This window comes from Anaerospora sp., assembly GCF_032013335.1.
Classification (GTDB): Bacteria; Bacillota; Negativicutes; order Sporomusales; family DSM-15969; genus Anaerospora.
The window spans coordinates 271,745-297,434 of the sequence record NZ_DALZUO010000001.1; the positions used below are offsets into that span (position 1 = coordinate 271,745).

21 protein-coding genes and 1 tRNA gene are annotated in these 25,690 nt (G+C 49.3%); 21 read left to right on the forward strand and 1 reads right to left on the reverse strand.

The genetic code is table 11. The features are described 5' to 3' along the window. Positions 1-15: 15 nt before the first annotated feature. Genes RTR76_RS01340 through RTR76_RS01360 form a run of 5 tightly spaced genes read left to right on the forward strand, consistent with a single transcriptional unit; the run spans position 16 to position 4,828 of the window. Positions 16-1,473 carry a sigma-54 dependent transcriptional regulator gene (locus tag RTR76_RS01340; RefSeq protein WP_312515769.1) on the forward strand — a complete coding sequence of 486 codons (1,458 nt, stop codon included), beginning with the start codon at positions 16-18 and terminating at the stop codon, positions 1,471-1,473. Between the two features lie 19 nt (positions 1,474-1,492). Further along, the gene (locus tag RTR76_RS01345) at positions 1,493-2,263 is read left to right on the forward strand and encodes an acyl-CoA dehydratase activase (protein WP_312515771.1); all 771 of its coding nucleotides are present in this window, start codon (positions 1,493-1,495) and stop codon (positions 2,261-2,263) included. Then, positions 2,263-2,493, forward strand: coding sequence for a DUF3343 domain-containing protein (locus RTR76_RS01350; protein WP_312515774.1), 231 nt, complete (start codon positions 2,263-2,265; stop codon positions 2,491-2,493). Before RTR76_RS01345 ends, RTR76_RS01350 begins: the two co-directional genes overlap by 1 nt. A gap of 16 nt (positions 2,494-2,509) precedes the next feature. Then, on the forward strand, positions 2,510-3,658 hold the full coding sequence (locus RTR76_RS01355; RefSeq protein ID WP_312515777.1) for an aminotransferase class V-fold PLP-dependent enzyme: 1,149 nt from the start codon (positions 2,510-2,512) through the stop codon (positions 3,656-3,658). Positions 3,659-3,679: 21 nt separating this feature from the next. Beyond that, positions 3,680-4,828, forward strand: a complete 1,149-nt coding sequence (locus tag RTR76_RS01360) for a double-cubane-cluster-containing anaerobic reductase (protein WP_312515780.1) — start codon at positions 3,680-3,682, stop codon at positions 4,826-4,828. Positions 4,829-4,891: 63 nt separating this feature from the next. Here the strand turns inward: RTR76_RS01360 and RTR76_RS01365 are convergent. Then, positions 4,892-4,988: transfer RNA gene (locus tag RTR76_RS01365), tRNA-Sec, on the reverse strand. A 97-nt stretch (positions 4,989-5,085) separates the two neighbouring features. Here RTR76_RS01365 and selA point away from each other — a divergent pair. From selA to fdhF (RTR76_RS01445), 16 genes are all read left to right on the forward strand, one after another. After that, positions 5,086-6,483: an L-seryl-tRNA(Sec) selenium transferase gene (gene selA / locus RTR76_RS01370; RefSeq protein ID WP_312515784.1), complete on the forward strand. Its 1,398-nt coding sequence runs from the start codon at positions 5,086-5,088 to the stop codon at positions 6,481-6,483. After that, positions 6,480-8,363 carry a selenocysteine-specific translation elongation factor gene (gene selB, locus RTR76_RS01375; protein WP_312515787.1) on the forward strand — a complete coding sequence of 628 codons (1,884 nt, stop codon included), beginning with the start codon at positions 6,480-6,482 and terminating at the stop codon, positions 8,361-8,363. Before selA ends, selB begins: the two co-directional genes overlap by 4 nt. A gap of 350 nt (positions 8,364-8,713) precedes the next feature. Further along, positions 8,714-9,592, forward strand: coding sequence for a formate/nitrite transporter family protein (locus RTR76_RS01380; protein ID WP_312515790.1), 879 nt, complete (start codon positions 8,714-8,716; stop codon positions 9,590-9,592). 37 nt (positions 9,593-9,629) lie between these two features. Then, positions 9,630-10,217: a 4Fe-4S dicluster domain-containing protein gene (locus tag RTR76_RS01385; RefSeq protein WP_312515793.1), complete on the forward strand. Its 588-nt coding sequence runs from the start codon at positions 9,630-9,632 to the stop codon at positions 10,215-10,217. Positions 10,218-10,253: 36 nt separating this feature from the next. After that, positions 10,254-11,630 (forward strand): [FeFe] hydrogenase, group A, encoded by a 1,377-nt coding sequence (locus RTR76_RS01390; RefSeq protein ID WP_312515796.1) that lies wholly within the window; start codon positions 10,254-10,256, stop codon positions 11,628-11,630. Positions 11,631-11,655: 25 nt separating this feature from the next. Then, positions 11,656-12,201 (forward strand): 4Fe-4S dicluster domain-containing protein, encoded by a 546-nt coding sequence (locus RTR76_RS01395; RefSeq protein ID WP_312515799.1) that lies wholly within the window; start codon positions 11,656-11,658, stop codon positions 12,199-12,201. 31 nt (positions 12,202-12,232) lie between these two features. Beyond that, positions 12,233-14,257, forward strand: a complete 2,025-nt coding sequence (gene hyfB, locus RTR76_RS01400) for a hydrogenase 4 subunit B (protein WP_312515802.1) — start codon at positions 12,233-12,235, stop codon at positions 14,255-14,257. 4 nt (positions 14,258-14,261) lie between these two features. Further along, positions 14,262-15,164, forward strand: coding sequence for an NADH-quinone oxidoreductase subunit H (locus RTR76_RS01405; protein WP_312515806.1), 903 nt, complete (start codon positions 14,262-14,264; stop codon positions 15,162-15,164). A 16-nt stretch (positions 15,165-15,180) separates the two neighbouring features. Further along, positions 15,181-15,813, forward strand: coding sequence for a hydrogenase (locus tag RTR76_RS01410; RefSeq protein ID WP_312515810.1), 633 nt, complete (start codon positions 15,181-15,183; stop codon positions 15,811-15,813). Positions 15,814-15,817: 4 nt separating this feature from the next. Further along, the gene (locus RTR76_RS01415; protein ID WP_312515813.1) at positions 15,818-17,281 is read left to right on the forward strand and encodes a hydrogenase 4 subunit F; all 1,464 of its coding nucleotides are present in this window, start codon (positions 15,818-15,820) and stop codon (positions 17,279-17,281) included. 4 nt (positions 17,282-17,285) lie between these two features. Then, positions 17,286-18,788 carry an NADH-quinone oxidoreductase subunit C gene (locus tag RTR76_RS01420; RefSeq protein ID WP_312515817.1) on the forward strand — a complete coding sequence of 501 codons (1,503 nt, stop codon included), beginning with the start codon at positions 17,286-17,288 and terminating at the stop codon, positions 18,786-18,788. Between the two features lie 11 nt (positions 18,789-18,799). Next, positions 18,800-19,528, forward strand: a complete 729-nt coding sequence (gene nuoB, locus RTR76_RS01425) for an NADH-quinone oxidoreductase subunit NuoB (protein WP_312515820.1) — start codon at positions 18,800-18,802, stop codon at positions 19,526-19,528. A 43-nt stretch (positions 19,529-19,571) separates the two neighbouring features. Then, the gene (fdhD, locus tag RTR76_RS01430; RefSeq protein WP_312515823.1) at positions 19,572-20,372 is read left to right on the forward strand and encodes a formate dehydrogenase accessory sulfurtransferase FdhD; all 801 of its coding nucleotides are present in this window, start codon (positions 19,572-19,574) and stop codon (positions 20,370-20,372) included. 92 nt (positions 20,373-20,464) lie between these two features. Continuing rightward, a complete protein-coding gene (locus tag RTR76_RS01435) occupies positions 20,465-21,043 on the forward strand; it encodes a 4Fe-4S dicluster domain-containing protein (protein WP_312515826.1) in 579 nt (192 codons plus the stop codon). A 23-nt stretch (positions 21,044-21,066) separates the two neighbouring features. Then, positions 21,067-23,205, forward strand: coding sequence for a formate dehydrogenase subunit alpha (fdhF, locus tag RTR76_RS01440; protein ID WP_312515829.1), 2,139 nt, complete (start codon positions 21,067-21,069; stop codon positions 23,203-23,205). A gap of 212 nt (positions 23,206-23,417) precedes the next feature. After that, positions 23,418-25,556, forward strand: coding sequence for a formate dehydrogenase subunit alpha (fdhF, locus tag RTR76_RS01445; RefSeq protein ID WP_312515832.1), 2,139 nt, complete (start codon positions 23,418-23,420; stop codon positions 25,554-25,556). Positions 25,557-25,690 lie beyond the last annotated feature (134 nt).

The window sequence follows — 25,690 nt, forward strand, 5'->3', positions numbered from 1 at the left end:
GGGGGGTGAATTGGAATGCGAATATTACTTGTTGATGATGAGCAGGAAGGCCGGTCATTTTTAGCCAATTACCTGCGGCTGCTGGGGCATACCGTAACCGAATGCGTGTCTGGTGAAGAGGGGCTTATCGCCTACCATAATAATGTATTTGACATGATTCTGTCCGACATTAAGATGGGTGGGATGTCGGGTATTGAACTGGTGCGCAAAGTCAAGCAGGTTAAACGCGAACCCGAGGCTGATGTGGTTTTGTATACCGGGTTTGTTGATCTGGAACTGGCGATTGGGGCCTTACGGGCCGGTGCCTATGACTATCTGACCAAACCAATCAATATGGATGAGCTTAAAGCTATTTTAGAACGGGTAGGCGAGCATAAAGCGCTGCTGACCAAAGGCCAGGCCCTGAATAAAACTGGTGACGAGGAAGTAGGGGTATTCGGCACTGATATAGAAGATCGCTCCAAAGTAACGGAGCAGGAGAATATTGGTAAAATCGGCATTTTTTCCGAGGCAATGCGGCGGGTGGTCCGTCAGGCAGAGCAATATCATACCGACCGGTCTCTGCCTGTGTTAATTCAGGGCGAAACGGGCGTCGGCAAAGAGATTATCGCTAAGATCATTCATTATGGCACTTCCCGTACATCAGCTCCGTTTGTTGATATTAATTGTACGGCCATCACTCCCAGCTTATTTGAGAGTGAATTATTCGGCTATGAGGCAGGGTCCTTTACCGGCGGCGTTTCGCGGGGGCAAAAGGGGAAACTTGATATGGCAATGGGTGGAACGCTGTTCCTTGACGAAATTGCCGAAATCCCTATCGAGCTCCAGGCTAAATTGCTAAGGGTAATTGAAGAGAAAAATTTCTACCGCGTAGGCGGTTTGAAAAAGATAAAAACTGATATTCGTATTATTACCGCGACGAACTTAAATTTCGAAAAACGTATTGCCGAAGGGCTGTTTCGCAAAGATTTATATTACCGGTTAAAGGTCGGGCAGATTATTATTCCTCCGCTGCGGGAACGAAAAGACGATATTTTGTCTCTGGCACTGATGTTCTTGCAGGATTTCTCCCGGCGGCGGGGCAAACAGTTTCGCCGCATCAGCGAAGCTGCGGCTCAGCAGCTGCTAGCCTGTCCGTGGCCGGGCAATGTGCGGGAGCTGCGCAATGCCATGGAGTGGGTTTCGTTCATGTATGATGGAACAGAGCTGCAGGAAGAACACCTGAAAAATCTAACCGGAAGATACCCCGAAGATACTATAAAAGAAAAAATACCTGAGCCTAAGCTGCACCCCCTTCAAGCCGATTCAGCATCCCCGCTGTTTGTCTTAGGCGATCATATTGATGAGCTGATTGAGCAAGTACTGCAAAAGTTCGGCGGGAACAAAACACAGGCCGCGCGCTATCTGGGCATTTCCGTGCGAACCTTATATTACCGGCTTGAGCGAATTCAAAAACGTCGTACAAACGAATGATGTACAAGTAGGAGGAGCTATGGTTGTTGCAGGCATTGATATCGGCTCAGTATCCACTAAGATAGTACTGGCTGTTAATGAAGAAATTTATAAACTTGTTATCGCTACCGGGTGGAGTCCTCGCCAGGCAGGAGAGCAGGTGTTAGCTGCAGCGCTGGATCAGGCAGGAGTTGCCGGTACAGCTGATTTTGTCGTCGTTACCGGCTATGGCCGGATAGCAATGACGACAGCAGATAAAACAGTTACGGAAATTACTTGTCATGCCCGTGGAGCAGCACATTTGCTGCCTCAGGCGCGTGCCGTCATTGATATAGGCGGACAGGATAGTAAGGTAATCAAGATAGGGACGCGGGGACGGGTTCTTGATTTTGTGATGAATGATAAGTGTGCAGCCGGTACGGGAAGGTTTATGGAAGTCATTGCGGCAAGGCTGGGTGTGGATGTTACCGAATTATCCGATTTGGGAAAAGAGCAAGTCCCTGTTGAGTTAAGCAGTATGTGCACGGTGTTTGCTGAATCGGAAGTAATCGGACTCTTAGCCAAAGGAGAAGGAAAAGGGTCCATTGTTGCCGGGCTGCATAAGGCGATAGCCAGCCGGATTGGTGCAATGGTTGAGCGAATGAATCCTGAGGCGCCCATCATCTTCACTGGTGGAGTCGCTTACAACAAGAGCTTAGTCCAGTGTCTATCCGCTCAGCTCAATATGCCGGTACTTGTACCGGAGGACTGTCAGTTTACGGGGGCAATGGGAGCCATGCTGATCGCCGCAGAAATGGCGCAGGTGCGATAATGGACGTGTGGGTAATAACATTTTTGTCTGTCTCACATGCTTTGCGGGCTGAAAAGCTTCTTAAGAATGAAAAGATCAGTAGCAGGCTTATTCCGATTCCCCGCGAACTGAGCGGGCCCTGTGAAGGCCTGGCTGCTCAGCTCCAGGAAGAAGATGTTGCGCAGGCAGTATACTTTTTGGAGCAGAACGGAATTGAAATGGTGCGCCGCGGTGTGAAAGTGAGCAGGTGATAAAGGGAGTATGGGAATGAAGGGAATTTATCTGGATAACGCAGCGACTTCCTGGCCAAAGCCGGAAGCAGTTTATACGGCAATTGATCATTTTAATCGCAGCATTGGCGGCAATCCCGGGAGGGGAACAACCAGCTTTGCTCTAACCTCTGCCAGCGTAGTGTTAGAGACCCGCGAGCTCTTGGCCCAATTGTTTCATATAAACGATCCTTTGCGCATTGCTTTTACCTTGAATATCACCGAAGCGTTAAACCTCGCGCTAAAAGGGACTTTAGTGCCAGGCGATCATCTGATCATTAGCAGCATGGAACATAATGCCCTAGTCCGGCCAGCCTTTACCTTAGCGGAGCATGGCGTGGAAATTACCATAGTTCCCTGTAATAGCGAAGGGCTGCTTGATCCAAGGAAGTTAGTCAGCGCTATTAAGAAAAACACTAAAATGGTGGGGCTGCAGCTTGCGTCAAACGTAACGGGAACGATTCAGCCTGTGGCCGAGGCAGGCCAAATATGCCGGGAGCGGGGGATCTTATTTTTAGTTGATTCCGCACAAGGTGCAGGAGTACTGCCGATAGATGTTCAGCGCCAGGTAATTGATATTCTGACATTTACAGGCCACAAAGGACTTTATGGTCCACAAGGGACGGGCGGTATTTATGTGCGGTCGGGTATTTCGATTACTCCCTTGAAAGAAGGCGGCACTGGTTCGCAATCGCAGGATACGAAGCAGCCGCAATTTATGCCAGATTGTCTGGAAAGCGGGACTTTGAATACTCCGGGGATTGTTGGCTTGGGAGCAGGTGTACGTTTTGTACTGGAGCAGGGGATAGATGCTATCCGGCTTCATGAACAAAAACTTACGGAATTCTTATGGGATCACTTAGCGGGGATAGACAAGGTAAAGCGATATGGAATGCCGTCAATGAAAGATCGAACGGCAATCCTCTCCATTTCTGTTAATGGGATGGATTCTCAAGAGGTAAGCCTTCTGCTGGAAAAAGAATTTGGGATTGTGACCCGGGGAGGACTTCATTGTACTCCGTTGGCTCATCAGACTATCGGTACGCTGGAGCAAGGAACTTGTCGTCTAAGTCCGGGCTTCTTTAATACTGAACAGGAAATGAAAGCAGTGATAACAGCCATAGCAGCGATTGCCCGAAAAGCGTAAAAAACGATAGGAGTGAGAAAAATGATTGATCCAGTATTAATGGAACAGTTTGCTAAGCTGCGTGAACAAGGGATGATGAAGATTAAAGAGGAAAAAGAGCAGGGCAAAAAAGTAGTGGGTATGTATTGCACCTATTCGCCGCAGGAGCTGATTATGGCAGCGGATGCTTACCCTGTTTCTTTATGCGGCACGAAACAGGAACCAATTGCAGCAGCGGAGAAAGTACTGCCCCATAATCTGTGTCCGTTGATTAAATCCAGCTATGGATTTGCTGCAACCGATACTTGTCCGTTTTTTAATTTTGCCGATCTTTTAGTGGCGGAAACTACCTGTGACGGTAAAAAGAAGATGTATGAGCTTCTTGCTCAATATAAGCCGATGCACCTGCTGCAATTGCCGCAAGAGCAGGCTGCGCCTGAGTCCAAAGATCTTTGGCTTCAAGAAGTGCAGAAGCTGAAGGTGCGGCTGGAACAGCACTTTGGAGTGGAGCTTACTCCCAGTAAACTGCGGGCGGCGATCAAGCTTGCCAACCGCGAGCGGAAAGCTCTGCGCGACCTGTACGAGCTTAACCGGCATGTTCCTGCCCCGCTTACCGGCTTAGAAATACTGACGGTTGCACATAACCGGGGATTTTATCCGGACAAAGAAAAGGTTATCACCATGCTGGAAGAATTGACTGCTTCTGTTAAAGCCGGTTTAGGAAAAAATGAGCAAAAAGAGGGGCCCCGTATTTTGCTCACCGGAGTACCAGTCGGTCTGGGGTCGGAAAAAGTGATCAAGCTGGTGGAAGAGCTGGGCGGAACGGTAGTTTGTCAGGAAAACTGTACCGGCTATAAACCGGTAGATGTGCTGGTTGACGAAGATGAAAATAAAGATCCGCTTCAGGCAATTGCCGAGAAATATTTAGCCATTGCCTGTTCCTGTATGTCGCCGAATGCTGGCCGCTATGAGCTGCTGGGCCGCCTGGCAAAGGAATTTAAAGTCAATGGTGTACTGGATTTGACCTGGATTGGCTGTCATACGTATAACGTTGAAGCCTATTCAATTAAAAAATATCTTGATGAACAATTTGGATTGCCCTATATACAGGTAGAAACAGACTACTCAAGCAGCGATACGGAACAGCTCAGAGTACGTATTGAAGCTTTTATTGAAATGCTTCAGGCGTAATTACCGGCAAAACAATAGCAAAAAGGCTTCACAGCACAAATGCGGTGAAGCCTTATCTCTCAGTGGCGGAAATGTGTAGGAATCGAACCCACCCAGGACAAATTAATACCCCGCGAACGGTTTTGAAGACCGCAGAGGCCACCAGACCTCATCCATTTCCATATATTTCATTATATCACTAAAGCGTATGAGTGAACAATCTATTTTGATGAGTGCAATGTAACCGGCATGTGCGATCGAGGCAGCAGGGAGGCATTATGAAAAGAAATTGGCTTACAATGCGAGAGATACCTGCAATAGAACGCTTATTAGGAGTAGCGCTGAATCAACCTGATTTAGGCAGCTTCTCCCGGGAATTGATAGTTGACAAGCTGCGAGCAGTAGTGAATGAAGCCCGGGACAAGATAAGGCAGGATCAGCTAATCGATATTTCCGCCGACAGCTTAGTGGATAGTGTGAAGAATGAATTGACAGCATTAGGCAGCTGCAGTCTGCGCAAAGTTGTTAATGCAACCGGAGTGGTGCTGCACACTAATTTAGGCCGGGCGCCGCTTGGAAAACGGGCAATCGGGATGGTTAATGAAATGATGTCCGGGTATAGTACTTTGGAATATAGTGTGGCTACCGGAGAGAGAGGGAGCCGCTATGCTCATGTCGTTGATAAATTGTGTGCGTTAACTGGTGCCGAAGACGCTATAATTGTTAATAATAATGCGGCGGCGGTGCTGCTGGTATTATCGGTATTAGCCAAAGATCGTGAAGTTATTGTAAGTCGTGGGCAGCTCGTAGAAATAGGCGGCTCCTTTCGCATTCCGGATGTATTAAAACAAAGTGGTGCGCGGCTTGTGGAAGTCGGTACTACGAATAAAACCCATTTATCAGATTTTCAACAGGCCATTACGGAACAAACGGCGGTTATTTTAAAAGTGCATACTAGCAATTACCGCATTGTCGGTTTTACAGCGCAGCCAGAGGATAAAGCACTGGTTGCACTTGCTCATCAAAATGGAATACCGCTTGTTGAAGATTTAGGCAGTGGTACCTTTCGGAAGATCAAAGTCAATGGCTGGCAAGAGCCGACTGTCAGTGAATGCTTGGCAGCCGGAATTGATATTGTAACATTTAGCGGCGATAAGTTATTGGGCGCAGGGCAGGCTGGCATTATTGCCGGTAAAAAGCAGTATATCGAAAGAATGAAGAAACATCCCCTCATGCGGGCGCTCAGAATTGATAAATTATCATTAGCGGCACTAGCGGGAACACTCATTGATTATTTGCTGGGCCGTGGACTGGATATTCCAGTGCAGCGAATGCTGAACAGGCCGGCGGATGAGCTACGCGAGCAAGCCAATGAGCTGGCTGATCTACTGCAGCCGCTTGCGGCCTACGGCTGGCGTATTGAAGTTGTACCACTCCTTTCTCAGGCAGGCGGCGGAACGTTGCCAGAGGTAGAATTTGAAAGCTTCGGAGTCAGTATTGTGACACCTAAGCATAGTGCGGCTTTCGTAGAAGAAGCGCTTAGAACACACTGTATTCCTATTATTGTGCGCATACAGGCAGCAAGAGTTTTACTGGATGTGCGATGTTTAGCAGCAGAGGATATGGCGATTATTGAGACGGCTTGTACTAGGGTGGCGAAAGGGGTAATGCCATGAAATATGTCATTATCGGGACCGCAGGTCATGTTGATCATGGAAAGTCGGCATTAATTAAGGCATTAACCGGTACAGATACTGACAGGCTTAAGGAAGAAAAAGCCCGGGGGATTTCCATTGATCTGGGATTTGCTACTCTGGAATTGAGTTCTGAAATCATGGCAGGTATTGTTGATGTCCCCGGACACGAACGCTTCTTGAAAAATATGCTGGCAGGTACAGGCGGTATTGATCTGGCGCTGCTTGTCATTGCCGCCGACGAAGGCGTTATGCCTCAGACCAGAGAGCATTTGGCTATGCTGCACCTTTTGGGGATAAAGCAGGGGATAATCGTTATTAATAAAGTTGATAAAGTCGATGAAGAGTGGCTGGAGCTGGTGGACGAGGAAGTGAGCGAGCTGCTCACAGATACTTTTTTAGCTGATGCTCCCCGGTGCCGTGTTTCAGCTGTTACCGGTAAGGGACTTGCGTGCTTGAAAGAGCAGCTGCTAAAAGCCGCATGTGCAGTAGTGCTGCGTGACAGTCTGGCACCTTTTAGACTCTGGATAGACCGGATATTTACAATAAAAGGCTATGGGGCCGTTGTTACCGGTTCGGTGCTCAGTGGTACAGCTGCTGTTGGCGATGCGTTGACGCTGTATCCATCGGGGCGGCAAGTGAGAGTACGCGGCACAGAAAGTCATGGCCAAAAGGTAGACGCCGTTTATGCCGGACAGCGGGCCGCGCTTAATCTGGCAGGTGTGGCGGCAAGTGAGATTACTCGTGGTATGTCTCTCAGCAATGAAGCGTATGGGCAGATCGACACTGTCTGGGATGTTATGGTGATGCTGCAGCAGCCGCTAGAGAGTGGCACAAGAGTCAGAATGCATATAGGAACAGGTGAATTTTTAGGTCGCCTTTACTCCTTTAAGGAGGGGCTTCCCCACTACATGCGGCTGATTGCAGAAGAACCCTTAGCAGTCGGCGCTGGTGACAGAGGAATTATCAGACTGTATTCACCGCAGCTTTTATTGGGTGGCGTTATGCTGATTGCACCAGGTAAGCAGTCTCGCCGGATTGGTGAACACCGGACTTTGCTTGCTCAGGCCCTGCTGGAGCGGGATACTAGAACGATTGTGTATAAAATTTTAACGGAAAATAAGGGGCCAATGGCGGATGGGGAAATTAAGAGGCAGGCGGGCTATATCAATAGCAGGCAGGTTGACAGAAGTTTAGCAGTATTGGAGGAAGAACAAAAAATAGTAATGTTAGACCGGCTGTTTATTGCAAGAAGTTCATTGCAGACATTAACACAGCAGTGTGCAGCTCTATTGGAGGTTTTTCACAGGGAACAGCCAGAGCGGGCAGGTTTATCCAGAGAAATCATCAGGCATAAACTGGAGTTGGCAGACAAGAGCTTCGATAAAGTTGCCGCCTATTGGAATACGGAAGGTACGCTGATCAGTCATGACGGAGAGATTGCCTTACCGTCACATGCAATAAAATATAGGGCTTGGTTTCAAGAGTTGATTAATAATTGCGATCAAGTGCTGGCAGAGCCTGACTTTCTGACAATTGATGCGGCTATTCTCGGCGAAAAGCTGAAGTTAGTGCCGGAAAAGGCCAATATAGCTTTTAATATCCTGCTGAGTAAAGGCTTAATCATACAGGTAGACACAGCCTATATCTATCAAAAAACCATACAGAAGATCATTCAAATTCTTCAGCAATATTTCCGAAATAATGAAGAACTTACCGTAAGCCAGTTGCGTACCATGATTCATACATCCCGCAAAGTGGCATTGCCGCTGCTGGAGTATTTTGATATGTGCAAATACACCGTTCGCGTAGGTGATGCACGACGGCCGGGCTTGAAACTAATGGCTTCTTCAGAAAATTAATGGCAGGGAGTCACTTGCATATATTGCAGACCCTGCATTTGCATAGTCTGCAACAAATGCAGAATAATGTGAATTCTGCGACGATGTTATGTTGCCATTGAGGGATCAAACTAACGGGAGTATGAAAAGTATAAATAGGTTCAACATCGAAAACTCGCACTGTGCAAAAGCTTAGAGCTACTGATGTTCTAAAAAGGCATGCCATTTTGGCATGCTTTTTGCATTTATAGGTAGTTACACTGTGAAACAAGTTTTGGCACAACCTAAAATTCCCAAAAGAGCGTGATGAGTTACAGGCCATGCTGAAACTAGGGACCAGCAAGAGTAGTGTAAAAGAAGGAGGATTACAAATGAATTGTTTTACCCCGGTAGAGGCAGCCGAAAACTGCTGTAAGGCGCAAGTAGGCAGAGTGAAACTCGGTATTGGCCAAATGTTATCCCTGGGTTTTCTCGCAGGCTGCTACATTGCTTTTGGAGCCAATGGTGCCACAATGGCTACCCATGACTTGACTTCCCTTGGGGCGGGCTTTCAACGCTTTATGTTCGGGTCGGTTTTTTCCATGGGCCTCATGATGGTTGTGAATAATGGCGCAGAATTATTCACTGGCAATTCCCTTATGACCACTGCATGTATTGACGGGCGCATTTCGGTGACTGAGCTATTACGCAATTGGTTCTGGGTGCTGTTAGCTAATTTGGCAGGCTCTGTTTTTATGGCAGGACTAATGTACTATTCAGGCCTGTGGAAATTTAATAACGCGCTGCTAGGGGCCTATGCTTTGAAAATCGCTGCGACCAAAGTCAGTCTGACTTGGTCGGAAGCTTTTGTCAGGGGAATTTTCTGCAACTGGCTGGTCTGTATCTCAGTTTGGATGTGTTTTGTGGCAAAGGATGTTATCAGCAAATGTGCCGCCGCTTATGTAGGAGTCATGACCTTTGTCATGAGTAACTTTGAGCATAGTATCGCCAATATGTTTTTCCTTCCAGCCGGTTTATTTGCCAAATATACTCCCGGTGTGATTGAAGCGGCTAAGCTGCCGCAAGCGGCTCTGGATGGAGTGAACTGGACCAATATCGTATTCAATAACTGGATTCCCGTAACCCTTGGCAATATCGTGGGGGGAACAATTTTTGTAGCTGGATTTTACTGGTACAGTTATGTACGCAAGGACCAGGAGAAAGAAGTTTCTGAGGTCTGTGCGGTAATTCAAAATAAGAGCGGGATATAACTGGGCAGCAATCTGACAAAGGAAGGAGGCAACTATAATGAGTACCAATCTGAATGCGTTTATCCTTGCCGATCCCAATAAGTGCATCGGCTGCAGAGTTTGTGAAGTGGCTTGCTCTGTGGCTCACACTGAGGGGGCGGCTGTTACTGCCGGAATGCTTGACGCTCCGCTTATTGCTAAATTATATCTGGTTAAGACGTCAACGGTAACGATGCCGATCCAATGCCGCCACTGTGAAGATGCGCCTTGTGCGCAAGTGTGTCCGGTGGGCGCAATTACCCAGACGAAAGGAAATATCATCATTGATGAAAGTAGCTGTATGGGCTGTAAAACCTGTTTGATGGCTTGTCCTTTTGGTGCTATTGATTTTGCTCCGGTCTATAGGAATGGCCAGGTTGTCATGCAAAGTGCTTTGCAGGTGGAAACAGAAGACGGCCTGATGGAAAAAGAAATGGTAGTGGCCAGCAAGTGCGATTTGTGCGCAGGCCATGCTGCCGGTCCGGCCTGTGTCCGGGCCTGTCCGGAAAATGCACTGGAAATGGTTGTGCCCAAACAAGAGAAGAAAAAACGCAATATAGAGGCCGCGCTTAGCTTGCAGGACGCTGTGAAAAAATTCATTGGTTAAGAAAAGGGCTAAGTTTTAGAAGACAGGAGGATTAGCATGCGTACAAATCCCATTATTCAAATTGACCAGGAACTGTGTACCGGCTGCCAGCGCTGTGTGGCAATTTGCCCGGTCGATGCCATTGAAGGACAAAAGGGACACCCTCAGACCGTCATCCAGGAGCGCTGCGTTGCCTGTGGCCAGTGTATCCAGATTTGTAGTGCCTATGCTTCTATTTTTGACGAAGACATTACACCACGTGAAGAAAAAATGGTCGAACGGGGCTTGCTCCCATCGGTAAAAGAGCCGTTATTTGCAGCGTATAACCGCGGTGACGCTCTAAAAGTTAAAGCCGCTTTAGCGAATAAGAACTTGTTTACAATGGTGCAATGCGCGCCTGCCGTACGGGTGGCGATAGCGGAAGAATTCGGCTTGCCGTTAGGCAGCCTGACTCCGGGGCAAATGGCGGCAGCGCTGCGGAAAATCGGTTTTGCCAGAGTGTATGATACCAACTTTGCGGCTGATGTGACAATCATGGAAGAAGGCTCCGAGCTTATTCAGCGGGTAACTAACGGCGGTACGCTGCCCATGTTTACTTCCTGTTGTCCGGCCTGGGTCAAATATGTCGAGCAGACCTATCCCGAGCTTATTGCTCATCTTTCGAGCTGCAAGTCTCCGCAGCAGATGGCGGGCGTGCTGTTTAAAACCTATGGAGCGAAAGTCGACGGAGTTGCGGCCGAAAAAGTTTTCAGTGTTTCTGTTATGCCCTGTACCTGTAAAAAATTCGAATGTGAACGGCCGGAAATGGATGCAAGCGGTTACCGCGATGTGGATGTAGTGATTACAACGCGGGAGCTGGCCCAGATGATTAAAGATGCCGGGATTGATTTTGTCCACTTGGAAGAGGAAGAATTCGACAAGCCACTGGGGACGTATACCGGAGCGGCTACCATTTTCGGCGTAACCGGCGGGGTAATGGAAGCGGCGCTGCGTACCGGGTATGAATTAATCACCCAGGAAGCAATACCGGAAATTAGTATAAATTATGTCCGGGGTGGCGAGGGAATTCGCAAGGCTAGTGTAAAAGCGGGTGATCTGACCTTAAAGGTTGCCGTTGTATCGGGCCTTAAAAATGCCAAAGTCATTATGGAGCAAATTAAAGCAGGGAAGGCGGATTATCATTTCATAGAGGTTATGTGCTGTCCCGTGGGCTGTGTGAGTGGCGGCGGTCAGCCTAAGGTGCTTCTGCCATTCGATAAGCCCGAATCTTATGTCAGCAGAACGACGAATACCTATGTTCATGATGAAAATCTTCAGCTCCGCAAATCCCATGACAATCCCGATGTTCAGAAACTGTATGATACGTTTTTGGGTGAACCTTTAGGCCACGAATCGCATCACTTACTGCATACCCACTATGTGGCGAGAAAATAAGTGCTTGCTGTAGGAGGTATCAGGTATGAAACTGCTGCCCTTCGTGATAGCCGATAAGGAGAAATGCACAGGCTGCAGGGTATGTGAAATAGCCTGCCATTCCTATCATCATAATGTGGGGAAAACCATCGGAACTGTTACTGGTCCGATTATACCAAAGCTGTTTGTCACAAGAAAAAGTGGCGCGATGGTACCCGTACAATGCCATCAATGTGAGGGCGCTCCTTGTGCCCGGGCCTGTGCCCACAAGGCCATCCACATGGAGGACGGGCGGCTTGTGATCGATACGGGCCAGTGCAATAACTGCCGCGATTGTATCGAGGCTTGCCCGTTTGAAGTAATCAATCTGGCACCGGCTAAAGCAGCGGACCCCTGTGTGAGTTCGTCTGAGGGCGAAATACGTCTCGTCGGTAATAAGTGCGATCTTTGCCTGGGCAGAGAGCAAGGGCCGGTTTGTGTGGCGGCATGTCCGTATCAGGCGCTGCGCTTGGCAGATCTGGCAGCAGATAAGCGCGAGAAGAACCGGCAGGCTGCTCACAGCAGCCAATACTTGTACCGAATGGGTAGGTAATTTGTAATTCAAAATTGAGGCGGTGATTGTAGTGCCGATAGATCAACTCTATATCCTTGCTTTTGGCCTGTTCTGTCTGGGAGTGGCAGCTGCCCTTCTTACCAGTGAAAGGCCCAAAATGACGAATGTTTTATCCCATGGGCTGGCTGCACTAGGCTGCTTGGCCACAATTAGCCTGGCAATTTCTGTGTTTATCTCAGGTGGCCAAACACTAGCTTTTCAATTTGGTGCTCCGCTGGGATTAATCAAGATCCGGCTCGACTCGCTGGCTGCCTTCTTTTTGCTGGCCTTCGGTATCGTGGGAACAGCTGCGAGTATATATGCTATTGGCTATACCCGTGAGTACTATAACCGCAGATATTCACAGCTGGCAGCGTTATACAACCTGTTCCTGCTGTCCATCCTGCTGGTTTTGACCATTAGTCAGGTTGTAGCCTTTATTATTGTCTGGGAACTGATGACGGTTGTGTCCTTTTTTCTGGTGAATCACGAGTATGAAAAAACAGCAAATACCGGAGCGGCTTATTTGTATATTCTAATGACTCACGTAGGAACTGCATTTATTGCGATCGCCTTTTTGCTGCTCGCCTCTGCCGCAAACACCATGGACTTTGAACTGCTGAAAAACGGGTTGATGTCGGAAAGCTTGCGCAGTGTGGTCTTTTTATGTGCCTTATTCGGCTTCGGAACAAAAGCGGGTGTTATGCCGATGCATATTTGGCTGCCCGAAGCTCACCCGGCTGCTCCCAGCCATATTTCTGCCCTGATGTCGGGAATTATGATCAAGACAGCGATTTATGGAATGAGCCGGTTTTTCCTGGAGTTCTTAAGCGGCGGCCCTGAGTGGTGGGGACAGCTGATATTGGCACTGGCTATCATTTCTTCAGTCTTTGGAGTGCTGTATGCCTTGATGGAGCATGATCTGAAGCGGCTGCTTGCTTATCATAGTGTGGAGAATATCGGCATTATTTTGCTTGGTGTCGGTGCAGGGATGGTTTTTACAAGCAAAGGAATGCCCTTGCTGGCAGGACTGGCCTGGATAGCAGGTTTTTATCACGTTTTCAATCATGCCGTTTTTAAATCGCTGTTGTTCATGGGGGCAGGCGCAGTGCTTCACTCTACCCATACAAAAGATGTGGAGCTGCTCGGTGGACTAATAAAAAAAATGCCCTATACGGCGGTCTTTTTCCTGATTGGTGCCGCTGCGATTTCCGGACTGCCGCCGCTTAACGGCTTTGTCAGTGAATGGCTGACCTTTCAGGCGCTGTTCTTTCTGCCCAAGGCAGTCGCGGGAATTGTAGGGAAGTTCTGGGCAGTCATGTTAATTGCCTTGCTGGGGCTGACCGGTGCATTGGCGGCTACCTGCTTTGTAAAGGCCTTCGGCATAACATTTCTGGCTAAGCCGCGCAGTGCCAAGGCTGAGCAGGCAGCAGAGGTACACTGGACGATGCTTGCAGGTATGGCAGGGCTGTCACTGACTTGTGTGGCTGCCGGTGTGTGGCCCCAATGGATGCTTAGCATACTGGAGCAGGTGGCAGCCGGACATGAAGGCATCAGTACGGCAGGTCTGTTTAACAGCAGCCAGTGGTATGCGATTGCCTTTGAAACCCGGCAGGCAGGCGGCGCTCTGACCATGCCAGTAGTGGTACTGCTAATCGCAGCCGGTCTGCTTACAGCGATCATTTTTGCCCGATGGAACGGAAGTCCCCGCCGGGTGAGTGGTGAAACCTGGACGTGCGGCATTATTCCAACAGCGCGAATGGAATATACAGCTACCGGTTTTGCTCAACCCATTCGCCGTGCATTTGGTAATGTGCTTAATCCGGTGGATGAAATTGTTACTGATAAAGCGCTCAATCCTTATCATGGTGTAAAGATCAGGCTCCACGTGCATGTGACTCATTACGTGAATGAACTGCTCTACAATCCGCTCAAGGATGGAGTCCAAAATTTAGCTCAGTATCTAACCGGTATTCAGGCCGGAAGCCTGCAGCTCTACATCGGGTATATCATGGCAGTCACGGTAGTCGTTTTAATTATTAGTACGAGGTGGTGACCACATGTCGACAACAATTCTCTTACAATCGATAGTCATCGTACTGCTGGCGCCCCTGATTCAGGGCATCGTCAAAAATACCAAGGCTCGTCTGCAGAGCCGGCGTGGTCCTGCGTACTTCCAGCCGTACTACGATTATGCCAAATACCTCAAAAAAGATAGTGTCATCTCGCCAACCGTATCCTGGATATTTCACTTTGCTCCCTACATATATTTTGCTACAACCATTGGGGCTGCAGCGATGGTCCCAACCGTCTTTACACATAGCGGGATCCAGTTTGACAACCTGTTTACACTGGTATACCTCTTTGCACTGGGGCGATTTTTTCTTGCGGCGGCGTCTTTAGATGCCGGCAGTTCGTTTGGCGGTATGGGCGGGTCCCGTGAGATGTTTATCAGTGTGCTGGTAGAACCCCCCCTGATGCTGGCCTTGTTTACCGTAGCCTATAATGCTGATTCAACGGGCTTATCAGCAATGGCTGCCGCGGCAGGGACATCACCGGTCACATTTTCCGCTTTGCTGGCGGCGGTTTCCTTTCTCATGATTACCATTGCTGAGACGGGGCGCATTCCGGTGGATAATCCTGATACGCATCTGGAACTGACCATGGTTCACGAAGGTATGGTACTGGAGTATTCGGGACGTCCGGTCGGACTGATCTTCTGGGCATCGGCCATAAAGCAATTAATATTTATTCTGCTGCTAGTCAATCTGTTCGTTCCCTGGCAGCCGGAAGGCTTTACTTCCGGGCTGTTTGCGGCCACCTGGATGCTGTTCAAAGTAGTGCTGGCGGCAGCTTTGCTTGCAGCGATGGAAACCAGCACCAATAAGATCCGTTTATTTCGTGTGCCTGGGCTTATGGCTGCTGCAGGTGTAGTTTCGCTGCTGGCACTCGTGGCGCAGTAGGAGGGAGGGGGTAAGTATGGAACTGTTAACGATATTGCTGCTCTTGGCAGCTATTTTACAAACCCGTATTTCCAATCTACGGCTGGCAATTAATATTGTGCTGGTCCAATCGGTTATTGTCGCGATGGCTTGTGTCATAATCGGCATTCAGACCCATGAAGTTCATATGTTCATCGCAGCACTCTTAACGTCAGCCATCAAGGTCGGGATTATACCCTTTGCCTTATACCGGCTGCTGCCGTACCTGCGTGAGGAGCGGGAAATTGTGGGTCGGGAAATTGTTAAAGCGAACTTTTCCACGTTTATGGCGCTGTTGTCAATTATCTTATCCTACGGCCTGATCAGTCCTAATCTTCCCGGAATAGCAGTTGCATCCACCCTGCCGGCAGCGGTATCGCTGACGTTGATTGGCCTTTTTTTTATCATGATGCGACGTCAGGCTGTCATGCAGATTATCGGGTTGATTACGATGGAAAACGGCCTGTATTTGTTTGGCTTGTCTATTACGCAAGGGCTGCCGCTGATTATTGAAATGGGCATTTTCCTGGACGTGTTGGTGGCAGTGGTGGTGTTGGTCATTCTTACCTACCGGCTGAAGCTGTCGCTTGAGTCGACTGATACGAGCCTGCTAAAGAAGTTGAAGGGGTGATATCATGCATGAATTGATCTTGTTAGCTTTGGCTCTGCCTATTGTCACCGGCGTGCTGTCTCTGCTGCAGACCAGGCCTGCGGCGCTGCGCACCGTCAATCTGCTGGGCAGTACAGCCGTTACCGGCGTATTATTCACCATGATCTACCGTATCACCCAGGAAACGGTATACAGCACAGAATTCTTTTATGTCGATCACCTTAGTGCGGTTATGCTGTTTGTTGTTGCGCTGCTTACCTTTACTGCTACCTTGTTTTCCCTGCCATACATGGAAAAGGAAGTCCGGGACGGCAGTATTTCCGAATTGATGCTGTCACGGTATTATGCTTTGTTCAACCTGTTTAGCTTTGCCATGATCAGTGTGCTGATTGTCGGCAATCTGGGGCTTATGTGGGTAGCTGTGGAAGGAACAACACTGGCATCGGCATTGCTTGTTGCTTTCTATTTCAACCGGGACGCCCTGGAGGCTGCCTGGAAATATGTAATGATTTGTACTGTCGGCATTTGCCTTGCTTTATTCGGGACGATGATTCTCTATTATGCACAGGCAACGGCAGGCGGTGCAGGCTATGCTCTTAACTGGCTGGCACTGCGGGGAATTGCTGCCCAGCTTGATCCGGCAGTGGTCAAAATCGCGTTTATCTTTATTCTGATTGGCTATGGCACCAAAGCCGGTCTTGCGCCGATGCATACCTGGCTGCCTGATGCCCATAGTCAGGCACCGTCACCAATCAGCGGACTGCTGTCGGGGGCATTGCTCAGCTGTGCGCTGTATGTGCTTGTACGCAATGTGATTATTGTTCAGGCCGTGATTGGTGCTGAATACCCGCAATATCTGCTGTTGGGAGTCGGCGGACTTTCGGTAGTGATTGCCATCCCGTTCGTATTGGCCCAGCATGATGTAAAACGGCTGTTAGCTTATTCCAGCGTGGAGCATATGGGAATTATCACATTAGGTCTGGGCGTGGGGACACCGCTGGCGATTTATGCCGCACTGCTGCATATCGTCAATCATGCGGTTGCCAAATCGGCTTTGTTCTATATGGCCGGCATGATTACGCAGGAATACAAAACGAAAAATATCCGGCAAATTCGTGGCGTAGTCAGCGTGATGCCCTTGGTAGCCACCCTGTTTATCATTAGTATTCTGGCCATTACCGGCTCTCCTCCGTTTAGCATCTTTATTTCCGAGTTCATGATCATTATGTCGTTGTTTGCCAACCAGCAAGGAGTGCTTGGCGGGATAACCCTGTTATTGCTTGCGGCAATCTTTGCCGGTATGATGCGGTATTCGCTTAAAATGGGCTTTGGCATCGCCCCGGATGGAATGGGCCGTGTTACAGTGGCAGCACCGGCGATGACAGCGATGGGTGTATCGGCCGCTATCCTGATTGCAGGTGGAATTTATCTGCCGCCATTGGCTAACAGTGTATTGCTGCAGGCTGCAAAAATTGTCTTAGGAGGTTAAGCCGGTGATTGAGCAACTCAATATTGAGGCAGAAGATTTACGCACAGTTGCCTACTCTATCTATCAGGAGGGGCAAAATGGACTAATTGCTATGTTTGCCAATGATGAACGGCTGTTGAATGGACACTATGCTATCTATTGCGCCTTTGCAATGGGATGTGGAATACAAGTGGTAAAGGCGAGACTTACTGCTGAAGAGCCTTTGGAATTTCCTTCAATTACTCCAAAAATTTCGGCAGCGGCCTGGTATGAACGGGAGATTCACGATTTGTTTGGCTTAAAACCGGCAGGGCATCCTGATCTCAGGCCATTGGTGCTGCATGAAAATTGGCCGGAGCAGCACTACCCGCTGCGCAAGGATTTTAGAACAGACGTGGCAGTACCTACTGCCAACCGGGAATATCCCATGGCAGGAGTAGAAGGAGAAGGCGTCTTCGAAGTACCGGTCGGCCCTATTCACGCAGGAATTATCGAACCCGGCCATTTCCGGTTCAGTCAAATGGGAGAGCGCATTCTTCGTCTGGATGCAAAAATGTTCTTTCTGCACCGCGGCATTGAAAAGGCCCTGGAAGGCAGGCCGCTGGAACAGGCTTTTTACCAGGTAGAACGGATTTCGGGTGTTTGCACGATTGCTCATTCCCTATCCTATTGTCATGCAATAGAAGGTCTGGCCAATGTGAAGGTACCTCCACGGGCCCGGTATCTGAGAGTGTTGGCAGCCGAATTGGAACGTCTGTACAATCATGTCGGCGACATTGGCAATCTTTGTGCCGGTATGGGATTTGCCGTGCCGATTATGGCTGGCGCCCGCATGAAAGAAGCAATTATGACGGTGAATGAAGCCTTAACAGGCAACCGGTTTTTGCGGGGACTAGTCATTCCCGGCGGAGTCCGGAAGGACATTTCGGACCGGATCGCCGGTCAGATTCGAAGAATGCTGGATGAGCTGGAGCCTGATTTTACCGGGCTAATCGGTTTGCTGCGGCCCAATGATGAATTTCTGGAACGGGTAAATACCACCGGAGTCGTTCCCCGCCAGGCGGCACTTGATCTGGGTGTTGTAGGCGTAGGCGCCAGAGCTTCCGGAATAGACGTCGACTTGCGCCGCGACTATCCCTATGAATGCTATTCCGAATTAAAATTTGAAGTGCCCGTATATACCACTGGTGATGTGGCAGCCCGGTTATGGGTACGGGTTGATGAGGTTTACCAGACAATCCGCCTGATCCGGCAGATTCTGGATAAGCTGCCGCCGGGGCCGTTAAAAGAAGAGATTGGTCTGATACCGGCCTACAGCAATGGCTTTGGCTGGAGTGAATCGTCGCAGGGTAGTAACCTGCACTGGCTGATGACGGGAGAGAACAACACCATCTACCGGCTGTTTGTCAGGGCTGCTGCGTATCCCAACTGGCCGGCACTTACCGTGGCAGCGCCAGGCAATATTATCCCTGATTTTCCGCTTGTCAATAAAAGCTACGAATTATCTTATGCTTGTCTGGACCGCTAGGAGGTGGAAATATGTTGAATTTAATGCGTAAAATTGTGGCTACCGGCACTGTAACTAAGAACTGGGATGCACTGGCCCTGCCTGAGCGGTCTTCAGGTGAGGTCCGGATACAGCCTGCCAACTGCGGGGATTGCCGGCAATGTCTGTCTGCCTGCCCCACGCAGGCAATCGCACTCCGGCAAGAGGTGCCGGTCATTGATCAGAAGGCATGCATCTTTTGCGGCCATTGCATTGAAACCTGTCCGGCTGGCTGCCTGGAACAAACCAGTCACTTTAAACTGGCAACGTTAGGCGGAGCGCTGGCGGAAGATGCTGCTGATGGCCTTAAAAAGAAAATCCGTTCGGCACTGGGCCGTTCACTGCATGTACGTCATGTTGATATTGGCTCCTGCAATGCCTGTGACTTTGAAATGACTCATTTATGCAATCCTATTTACGATATTCAGCAGTATGGTATTGACTTTGTTGCTTCTCCCCGCCATGCTGACCTGCTGATGGTGACCGGGGTCGTTACCCGCAATTCCACGCAAGCCTTGCAAATGACCTACGAAGCGGCTCCGTCACCTAAGCTGGTCATGGCAGTAGGCAGCTGTGCTTGCAGCGGTCAGACCTTTGGTGACAGCTATGCCATTCGCGGCGCGGTGGATACTATCGTTCCTGTAGATGTATATGTGCCTGGCTGCCCGCCGCGGCCCCAGGCCCTGATTCACGGCATTATGCTTGCTCTTGACCGTCTGTAACTGGCGGGACAGGAAGTAAAATACAATAAAAGTAGGTGGTAAAATGCAGGAAACAATTTCGGGCGTACATGCGTATCCTGCGCTAAAAGCAATAGATGAAAAACTGCTTCCCGTTCAGGATATGGTGTCTGAAGAAGAACCGTTAACGCTGTACCTAAATGGCAAGGAACTGGTGACAATGCTGTGCTCGCCGGTAGAACAGCGCTACTTAGCCTTAGGGTTTCTCGTATCAGAAGGCATGATTGGCAGTATTGCTGATTTGACGGAGTTTACAGTAGAGGAAGAGCGCGGCTTGATTTGGGCGGAAGCCGATCAGGTCCCGGATAATGCGGGGCGGATGTATTTGAAGCGCTGCCTTACCGCTTGCTGCGGGCGGGGCCGGGCAGAGTTTTATTTTGCCAACGATGCCCGTGTATCTAAAGAGATCAACAGTGAACTGCGCGTCAGAGCACAAGATATTAATAAATATGCTCTCCTGCTGGAACACGCTTCGGCTACACACCAGGTTACTTCCGGTGTGCACAGCGGAGCGCTTGCTGCCGGTGGCAGGCTGGTATGCTTTGCCGAAGATATTGGCAGGCACAATGTCTTTGATAAATTGTACGGCAAATGCCTCGAAGGAGGAGTGATTCTGGCTGACAAAATCCTCGTATTCAGCGGACGTGTCTCGTCGGAAATCATTCTAAAGGTGAGCAAAATGGGCGTACCGGTGGTAGTTGCCCGGTCGGTGCCAACATCGCTGGCAATTGATATGGCTGTAAAACTAGGGATAACACTGATTGGCGTAGCCAAAGGGGATTGGTTCCATGTCTACACAAACGCAGAGCGGGTGGTGGTAGATTGATGCCAGCAGGAATCTCTCAGCTGGCGGAGGAGGTGAACGGTGGGGATTGCTCCTGCTAATGGAAAAGGAAAGTGACGAAAGGCGGGATTGTTATGATGAACAAATTTATAGTGGCCGACCCCAATAAATGCATTGGCTGTCGCACTTGTGAAATTGCCTGCGTACTGGCTCATTCACCGGCAGATGCACTGGTAACCGGGTCTTTGGACCAGGATTTCCACCCTCGGCTAAAGGTGGTCAAGACTGCTACCATCAGTGTGCCTGTTCAGTGCCGTCAATGTGAAGATGCTCCCTGTGCAAATGTGTGTCCGTCCAAAGGCATTGTAAACAAAAACAACACCATTCAGATCAACCCGGATGCCTGTATTGGCTGTAAAAATTGTATTATTGCATGCCCATTTGGTGTGATAGAGCTGGTGCCTCATGTTTTAAAGGGTGAAAAAATGATGCAGGCAAGTCTCAAAGTTATTGATGACGATGGGGCACAAAGCAAGGAGCGGATTGTAGCGCTGAAGTGTGACTTGTGTATTGGGAGACCAGAGGGACCTGCGTGTGCCGGTGTATGCCCCACTGAGGCCTTTAAGCCTATCGAAGGCGCGACCATGTCCAAGCATGTCCGGAAAAGAAGGACGGCTTGCGCTGAGGAACTGTCGCGTATTGCTTTTAAGTAATCATCGAGTTGAGGAGGTCCAACATGAGCGAAAAAGTATTGACAGTATGTCCCTATTGCGGCGCAGGCTGCCGGCTCAATCTCATTGTGGAAAACAATGCTATTTTGGGTGCTGAACCTGCACCGGGCCGTACAAATGAGGGAACATTATGCCTGAAGGGGCATTATGGCTGGGATTTTCTGAATGATACCAAGCGGCTGACCAAACGGCTGACAAAACCATTGCTAAGAAAGAATGGCGAATTGGTAGAAGTCGCCTGGGAGGAAGCAATCCGGTTTGTTGCGGACAAATTACAGGCAATAAAAGAAAAATATGGTCCTGATTCCATTATGTGTACCGGTTCGGCTCGCGGACCGGGTAATGAGGCCAACTATGTTATGCAAAAATTTGCAAGGGCGGTGATCGGCACAAATAATATTGACCATTGTGCCCGTGTTTGACACGCTCCCTCTGTGGCCGGTCTGGCCTACACATTAGGTAATGGAGCAATGTCCAACTCGATTCCCGAAATTGAAGATACTAAGTGCTTATTTATCTTTGGCTATAATGCTGCCGATTCCCATCCCATTGTGGGACGCCGCATTATTCGCGCCAAGGAAAAAGGGGCAAAGATCATAGTTACCGATCCGCGTTTTACCGAGGCCGCGAGAATTTCCGATCTATGGCTGCCAATAAAAAATGGCACGAACATGGCCTTGGTCAATGCTTTTGCCAACGTCCTTATTGAAGAAGAGCTGTATGACAAAAAATATGTAGCTGACTATACGGAAGGCTTTGAAGAATACCGGAGCCTGGTTAAAAGCTATACACCGGAATATGTCGAAAAGATTACCGGCATACCGGCGCAGAATATTCGCCAAGCTATGCGCATGTATGCCGCAGCGCCAACTGCCTTTATATTGTGGGGCATGGGCGTTACGCAATACGGTCAGGCGGTGGACGTTGTTAAGGGACTGTCCGGTCTCGCCCTGCTGACCGGAAATCTGGGAAAACCCAACGTGGGCGTCGGACCCGTACGTGGACAGAATAACGTGCAGGGAACCTGCGACGTAGGGTGTCTGCCAAATCTGTTCCCTGGCTATCAGCCGGTGGCAGATCCTAAAATCCGGGAAAAATTTGAAAAGGCCTGGAATACCAGTCTTCCGGCCAACCCAGGCATTATGATGACAGAAATGCCTCATCATGCCCATGAGGGAAAAATCAAAGCCTTCTACATTTTTGGTGAAGACCCGGTACAGAGCGATCCGAATGCCGCTCATATGCGGCACACACTGGATAACCTCGATCTGGTTGTTGTCCAGGATATCTTTATGAATAAAACGGCAATGCATGCCGATGTGGTTCTGCCTGCTACCTCCTGGGGTGAGCATGAAGGGGTATATTCCAGTGCCGACCGCGGCTTCCAGCGGTTCCGCAAGGCAGTGGAGCCCAAGGGGGACGTCAAGCCTGACTGGGAAATTATTTCGCTGGTAGCCACTGCTATGGGGTATCCCATGCAGTACAACAACACGGAAGAAATATGGCAGGAAATGATTGACCTATGTCCTCTGTACACCGGGGCGACCTATCAGCATTTGGATGAACTGGACAGCATTCAATGGCCTTGTCCAACGAAAGACCATCCAGGGACACCCTATTTGTACAAGGGCTTCCGCTTTGACACACCGAGCGGCAAAGGCAAACTATTTGCCACAGAATGGCGCCCGCCGAAAGAATTGCCGGACGAGAAGTATCCACTAATCCTTTCGACCGTACGGGAAGTCGGCCATTATTCCGTTCGCACCATGACCGGGAACTGTGCAGCGCTTCAGCAGCTGGCTGACGAGCCCGGTTATGTACAAATGAGTGTGGAAGATGCTGCAGATCTGGGGGTCGAAGATCAGGAACTGGTATGGATATCAACCTGGCGCGGCAAGGTAATATCACGGGTTATGGAAACGGAACGGGTGCGCAAAGGCGCAATCTATATGACGTATCACTGGTGGGTCGGCTCCTGTAATGAATTGACGATTGACAACCTGGACCCGATTTCAAAAACTCCCGAGTATAAATTCTGTGCAGCAAGAGTAGAAAAAATTACTGATCAGCGTTGGGCCGAACAATATGTTGTTGACGAATATGACAAGATAAAACAACAGATGGGTGCTAAGGTTCACAGTTGATAAAGCCGAAGACAATGTTAACTGTGAACAGAAACTAGGTTGGCCTGACTTGGAAAGCAAAGCTGCTATAAGGAACGGGAAAGTCGGAAAAAGCAAAAATGGCCGGATTGTATGGCCCGGCTCAGGTGTCATATTCATTATTTTCGGGTAGCCATCACTGACCAGTGTAATTTCTGCTAAAACAATAATTGGTAGATAAGGAGCTGGGGAAAATGGCTGAAAAAGTGTTGACCGTATGTCCTTATTGCGGCGGTGGCTGCCATCTCAATCTGCTTGTGGAGAATAATACGATTATTGGCGCCGAGCCGGCTAATGGCCGTACAAATGAAGGAACTCTGTGTCTGAAAGGACATTATGGGTGGGACTTTCTTAATGATACACAGCGGCTGACTAAGCGTTTAACCAAGCCATTGTTAAGGAAAAATGGCCAATTAGTAGAGGCATCCTGGCAGGAAGCCATTCAATTTACTGCCAAACGGCTGCAGGAAGTAAAGGATAAGTATGGGGCCGATGCCATCATGGTAGCTGGATCAGCCCGTGGGCCCGGCAATGAAGCAAACTATGTGCTGCAAAAGTTTACGAGAGCGGTGCTGGGTACCAATAACATTGATCACTGTGCCCGCGTCTGCCATGCGCCATCAGTGGCAGGTCTTGCTTATACGCTGGGGAATGGCGCTATGTCCAATTCCATTCCGGAAATTGAAGATACAAAGTGTCTGTTTATCTTTGGTTATAATGCAGCCGACTCTCATCCCGTTGTAGCCCGCCGCATTATCAAGGCGAAAGAAAAGGGCGCAAAAATCATTGTTACCGATCCCCGGTTTACAGAAGCTGCACGAATCGCTGATCTGTGGCTTCCCATCAACAATGGCGCCAATATGGCCATGGTAAATGCCTGCGCCAACGTGCTGATTACCGAAGGGTTGTACAATAAGCAGTATGTGGCTAATTATACCGAAGGCTTTGAAGAATATAAGGCGATGATAGCAAAGTATACACCCGAATATGCTGAGAAAATTACCGGAGTGCCTGCAGCCAAGGTACGGGAGGCGATGCGCATCTACGCTGCCGCTCCCAGTGCATTCATTCTCTGGGGGATGGGTGTGACCCAGTTCGGCCAGGCGGTGGATGTGGTCAAAGGGCTGTCCGGGCTGGCGCTGCTGACCGGTAACTATGGAAGACCAAATGTGGGAGTAGGCCCGGTGCGTGGACAGAATAATGTCCAGGGAACCTGCGATATGGGTGTACTGCCTAATGTATTCCCTGGATACCAGGCAGTGACGGATGCAAAAGCCAGAGAAAAATTCCAACAGGCCTGGGGGGTTGAAAAGCTGCCTGGTACGATCGGACATCATATCACCCAAGTGCCTGAACTGGTAGATGACGGCAAAATTAAGGCCTATTACATCATGGGAGAAGATCCGGTGCAAAGTGATCCTGATGCCGCTCATATGCGTCATGCTCTGGACAGTCTGGAGCTTGTCATCGTACAGGATATCTTTATGAATAAGACGGCACTTCATGCTGATGTCATACTGCCGGCTACGTCCTGGGGCGAGCATGACGGTGTATATTCTTCCGCTGACCGCGGTTTTCAGCGTATTCGTAAGGCTGTAGAGCCAAAAGGCGATGTGAAACCGGACTGGGAGATTATCTCCTTAATAGCCACTGAAATGGGTTACCCGATGCAATATAAAGACACGAAAGAGATCTGGACTGAACTAATTGGCCTGTGCCCGCTGTATACAGGTGCCACTTATCCACGTCTGGAGGAACTTGGCGGCATACAATGGCCTTGTCCGGATGAGCAGCATCCCGGAACGCCCTATCTCTATACCGGAAACCGTTTTGATACACCGAGTGGAAAAGGCAAACTGTTTGCCGTCGAATGGCGGTCACCTCTGGAAATACCGGATAAGGAATATCCCCTTGTTTTGTGCACCGTACGGGAAATCGGACATTACTCAGTCCGGACAATGACCGGCAATTGTGTAGCTCTCCAGCAGCTGGCTGATGAGCCGGGCTATGTGCAAATGAGCCTGGAAGATGCAGAAGCACTGGGAGTGGAGGATCAGGAGCTTGTTTGGGTAGTTTCCCGTCGCGGCCGTGTCATATCACGGGTTATGGAGACGGAACGGGTGAGCAAGGGTGCCGTATATATGACATATCACTGGTGGATAGGTGCCTGCAACGAATTGACGATCAATCATCTGGACCCGGTTTCCAAGACGCCTGAATATAAGCATTGTGCGGTGAATATTGAAAGAATTGACGACCAACGCTGGGCAGAACAATATGTTGTGGATGAATACGCTAAGCTTAAAAAACAAATGGGCTGCTTAACTTCATAGCAGGTAAATAAGGGATTGAGGGTACGTACTTTTGTTGCGATGACCAAAGTACGTACCCGCGATTCTCACAGGAGAAGATTAAGCTTATTGGAGTAACAACTACTCCAAGTACTGCGGTAGGCTTTAAAAAAATG

Bases quoted from the DNA above. Each gene is read 5' to 3' on its own strand.
- RTR76_RS01340 (WP_312515769.1), top strand. From the start codon at position 16: ATGCGAATATTACTTGTTGATGATGAGCAGGAAGGCCGGTCATTTTTA.
- RTR76_RS01345 (WP_312515771.1), top strand. From the start codon at position 1,493: ATGGTTGTTGCAGGCATTGATATCGGCTCAGTATCCACTAAGATAGTA.
- RTR76_RS01350 (WP_312515774.1), top strand. From the start codon at position 2,263: ATGGACGTGTGGGTAATAACATTTTTGTCTGTCTCACATGCTTTGCGG.
- RTR76_RS01355 (WP_312515777.1), top strand. From the start codon at position 2,510: ATGAAGGGAATTTATCTGGATAACGCAGCGACTTCCTGGCCAAAGCCG.
- RTR76_RS01360 (WP_312515780.1), top strand. From the start codon at position 3,680: ATGATTGATCCAGTATTAATGGAACAGTTTGCTAAGCTGCGTGAACAA.
- selA (WP_312515784.1), top strand. From the start codon at position 5,086: ATGAAAAGAAATTGGCTTACAATGCGAGAGATACCTGCAATAGAACGC.
- selB (WP_312515787.1), top strand. From the start codon at position 6,480: ATGAAATATGTCATTATCGGGACCGCAGGTCATGTTGATCATGGAAAG.
- RTR76_RS01380 (WP_312515790.1), top strand. From the start codon at position 8,714: ATGAATTGTTTTACCCCGGTAGAGGCAGCCGAAAACTGCTGTAAGGCG.
- RTR76_RS01385 (WP_312515793.1), top strand. From the start codon at position 9,630: ATGAGTACCAATCTGAATGCGTTTATCCTTGCCGATCCCAATAAGTGC.
- RTR76_RS01390 (WP_312515796.1), top strand. From the start codon at position 10,254: ATGCGTACAAATCCCATTATTCAAATTGACCAGGAACTGTGTACCGGC.
- RTR76_RS01395 (WP_312515799.1), top strand. From the start codon at position 11,656: ATGAAACTGCTGCCCTTCGTGATAGCCGATAAGGAGAAATGCACAGGC.
- RTR76_RS01405 (WP_312515806.1), top strand. From the start codon at position 14,262: ATGTCGACAACAATTCTCTTACAATCGATAGTCATCGTACTGCTGGCG.
- RTR76_RS01410 (WP_312515810.1), top strand. From the start codon at position 15,181: ATGGAACTGTTAACGATATTGCTGCTCTTGGCAGCTATTTTACAAACC.
- RTR76_RS01415 (WP_312515813.1), top strand. From the start codon at position 15,818: ATGCATGAATTGATCTTGTTAGCTTTGGCTCTGCCTATTGTCACCGGC.
- nuoB (WP_312515820.1), top strand. From the start codon at position 18,800: ATGTTGAATTTAATGCGTAAAATTGTGGCTACCGGCACTGTAACTAAG.
- fdhD (WP_312515823.1), top strand. From the start codon at position 19,572: ATGCAGGAAACAATTTCGGGCGTACATGCGTATCCTGCGCTAAAAGCA.
- RTR76_RS01435 (WP_312515826.1), top strand. From the start codon at position 20,465: ATGATGAACAAATTTATAGTGGCCGACCCCAATAAATGCATTGGCTGT.
- fdhF (WP_312515832.1), top strand. From the start codon at position 23,418: ATGGCTGAAAAAGTGTTGACCGTATGTCCTTATTGCGGCGGTGGCTGC.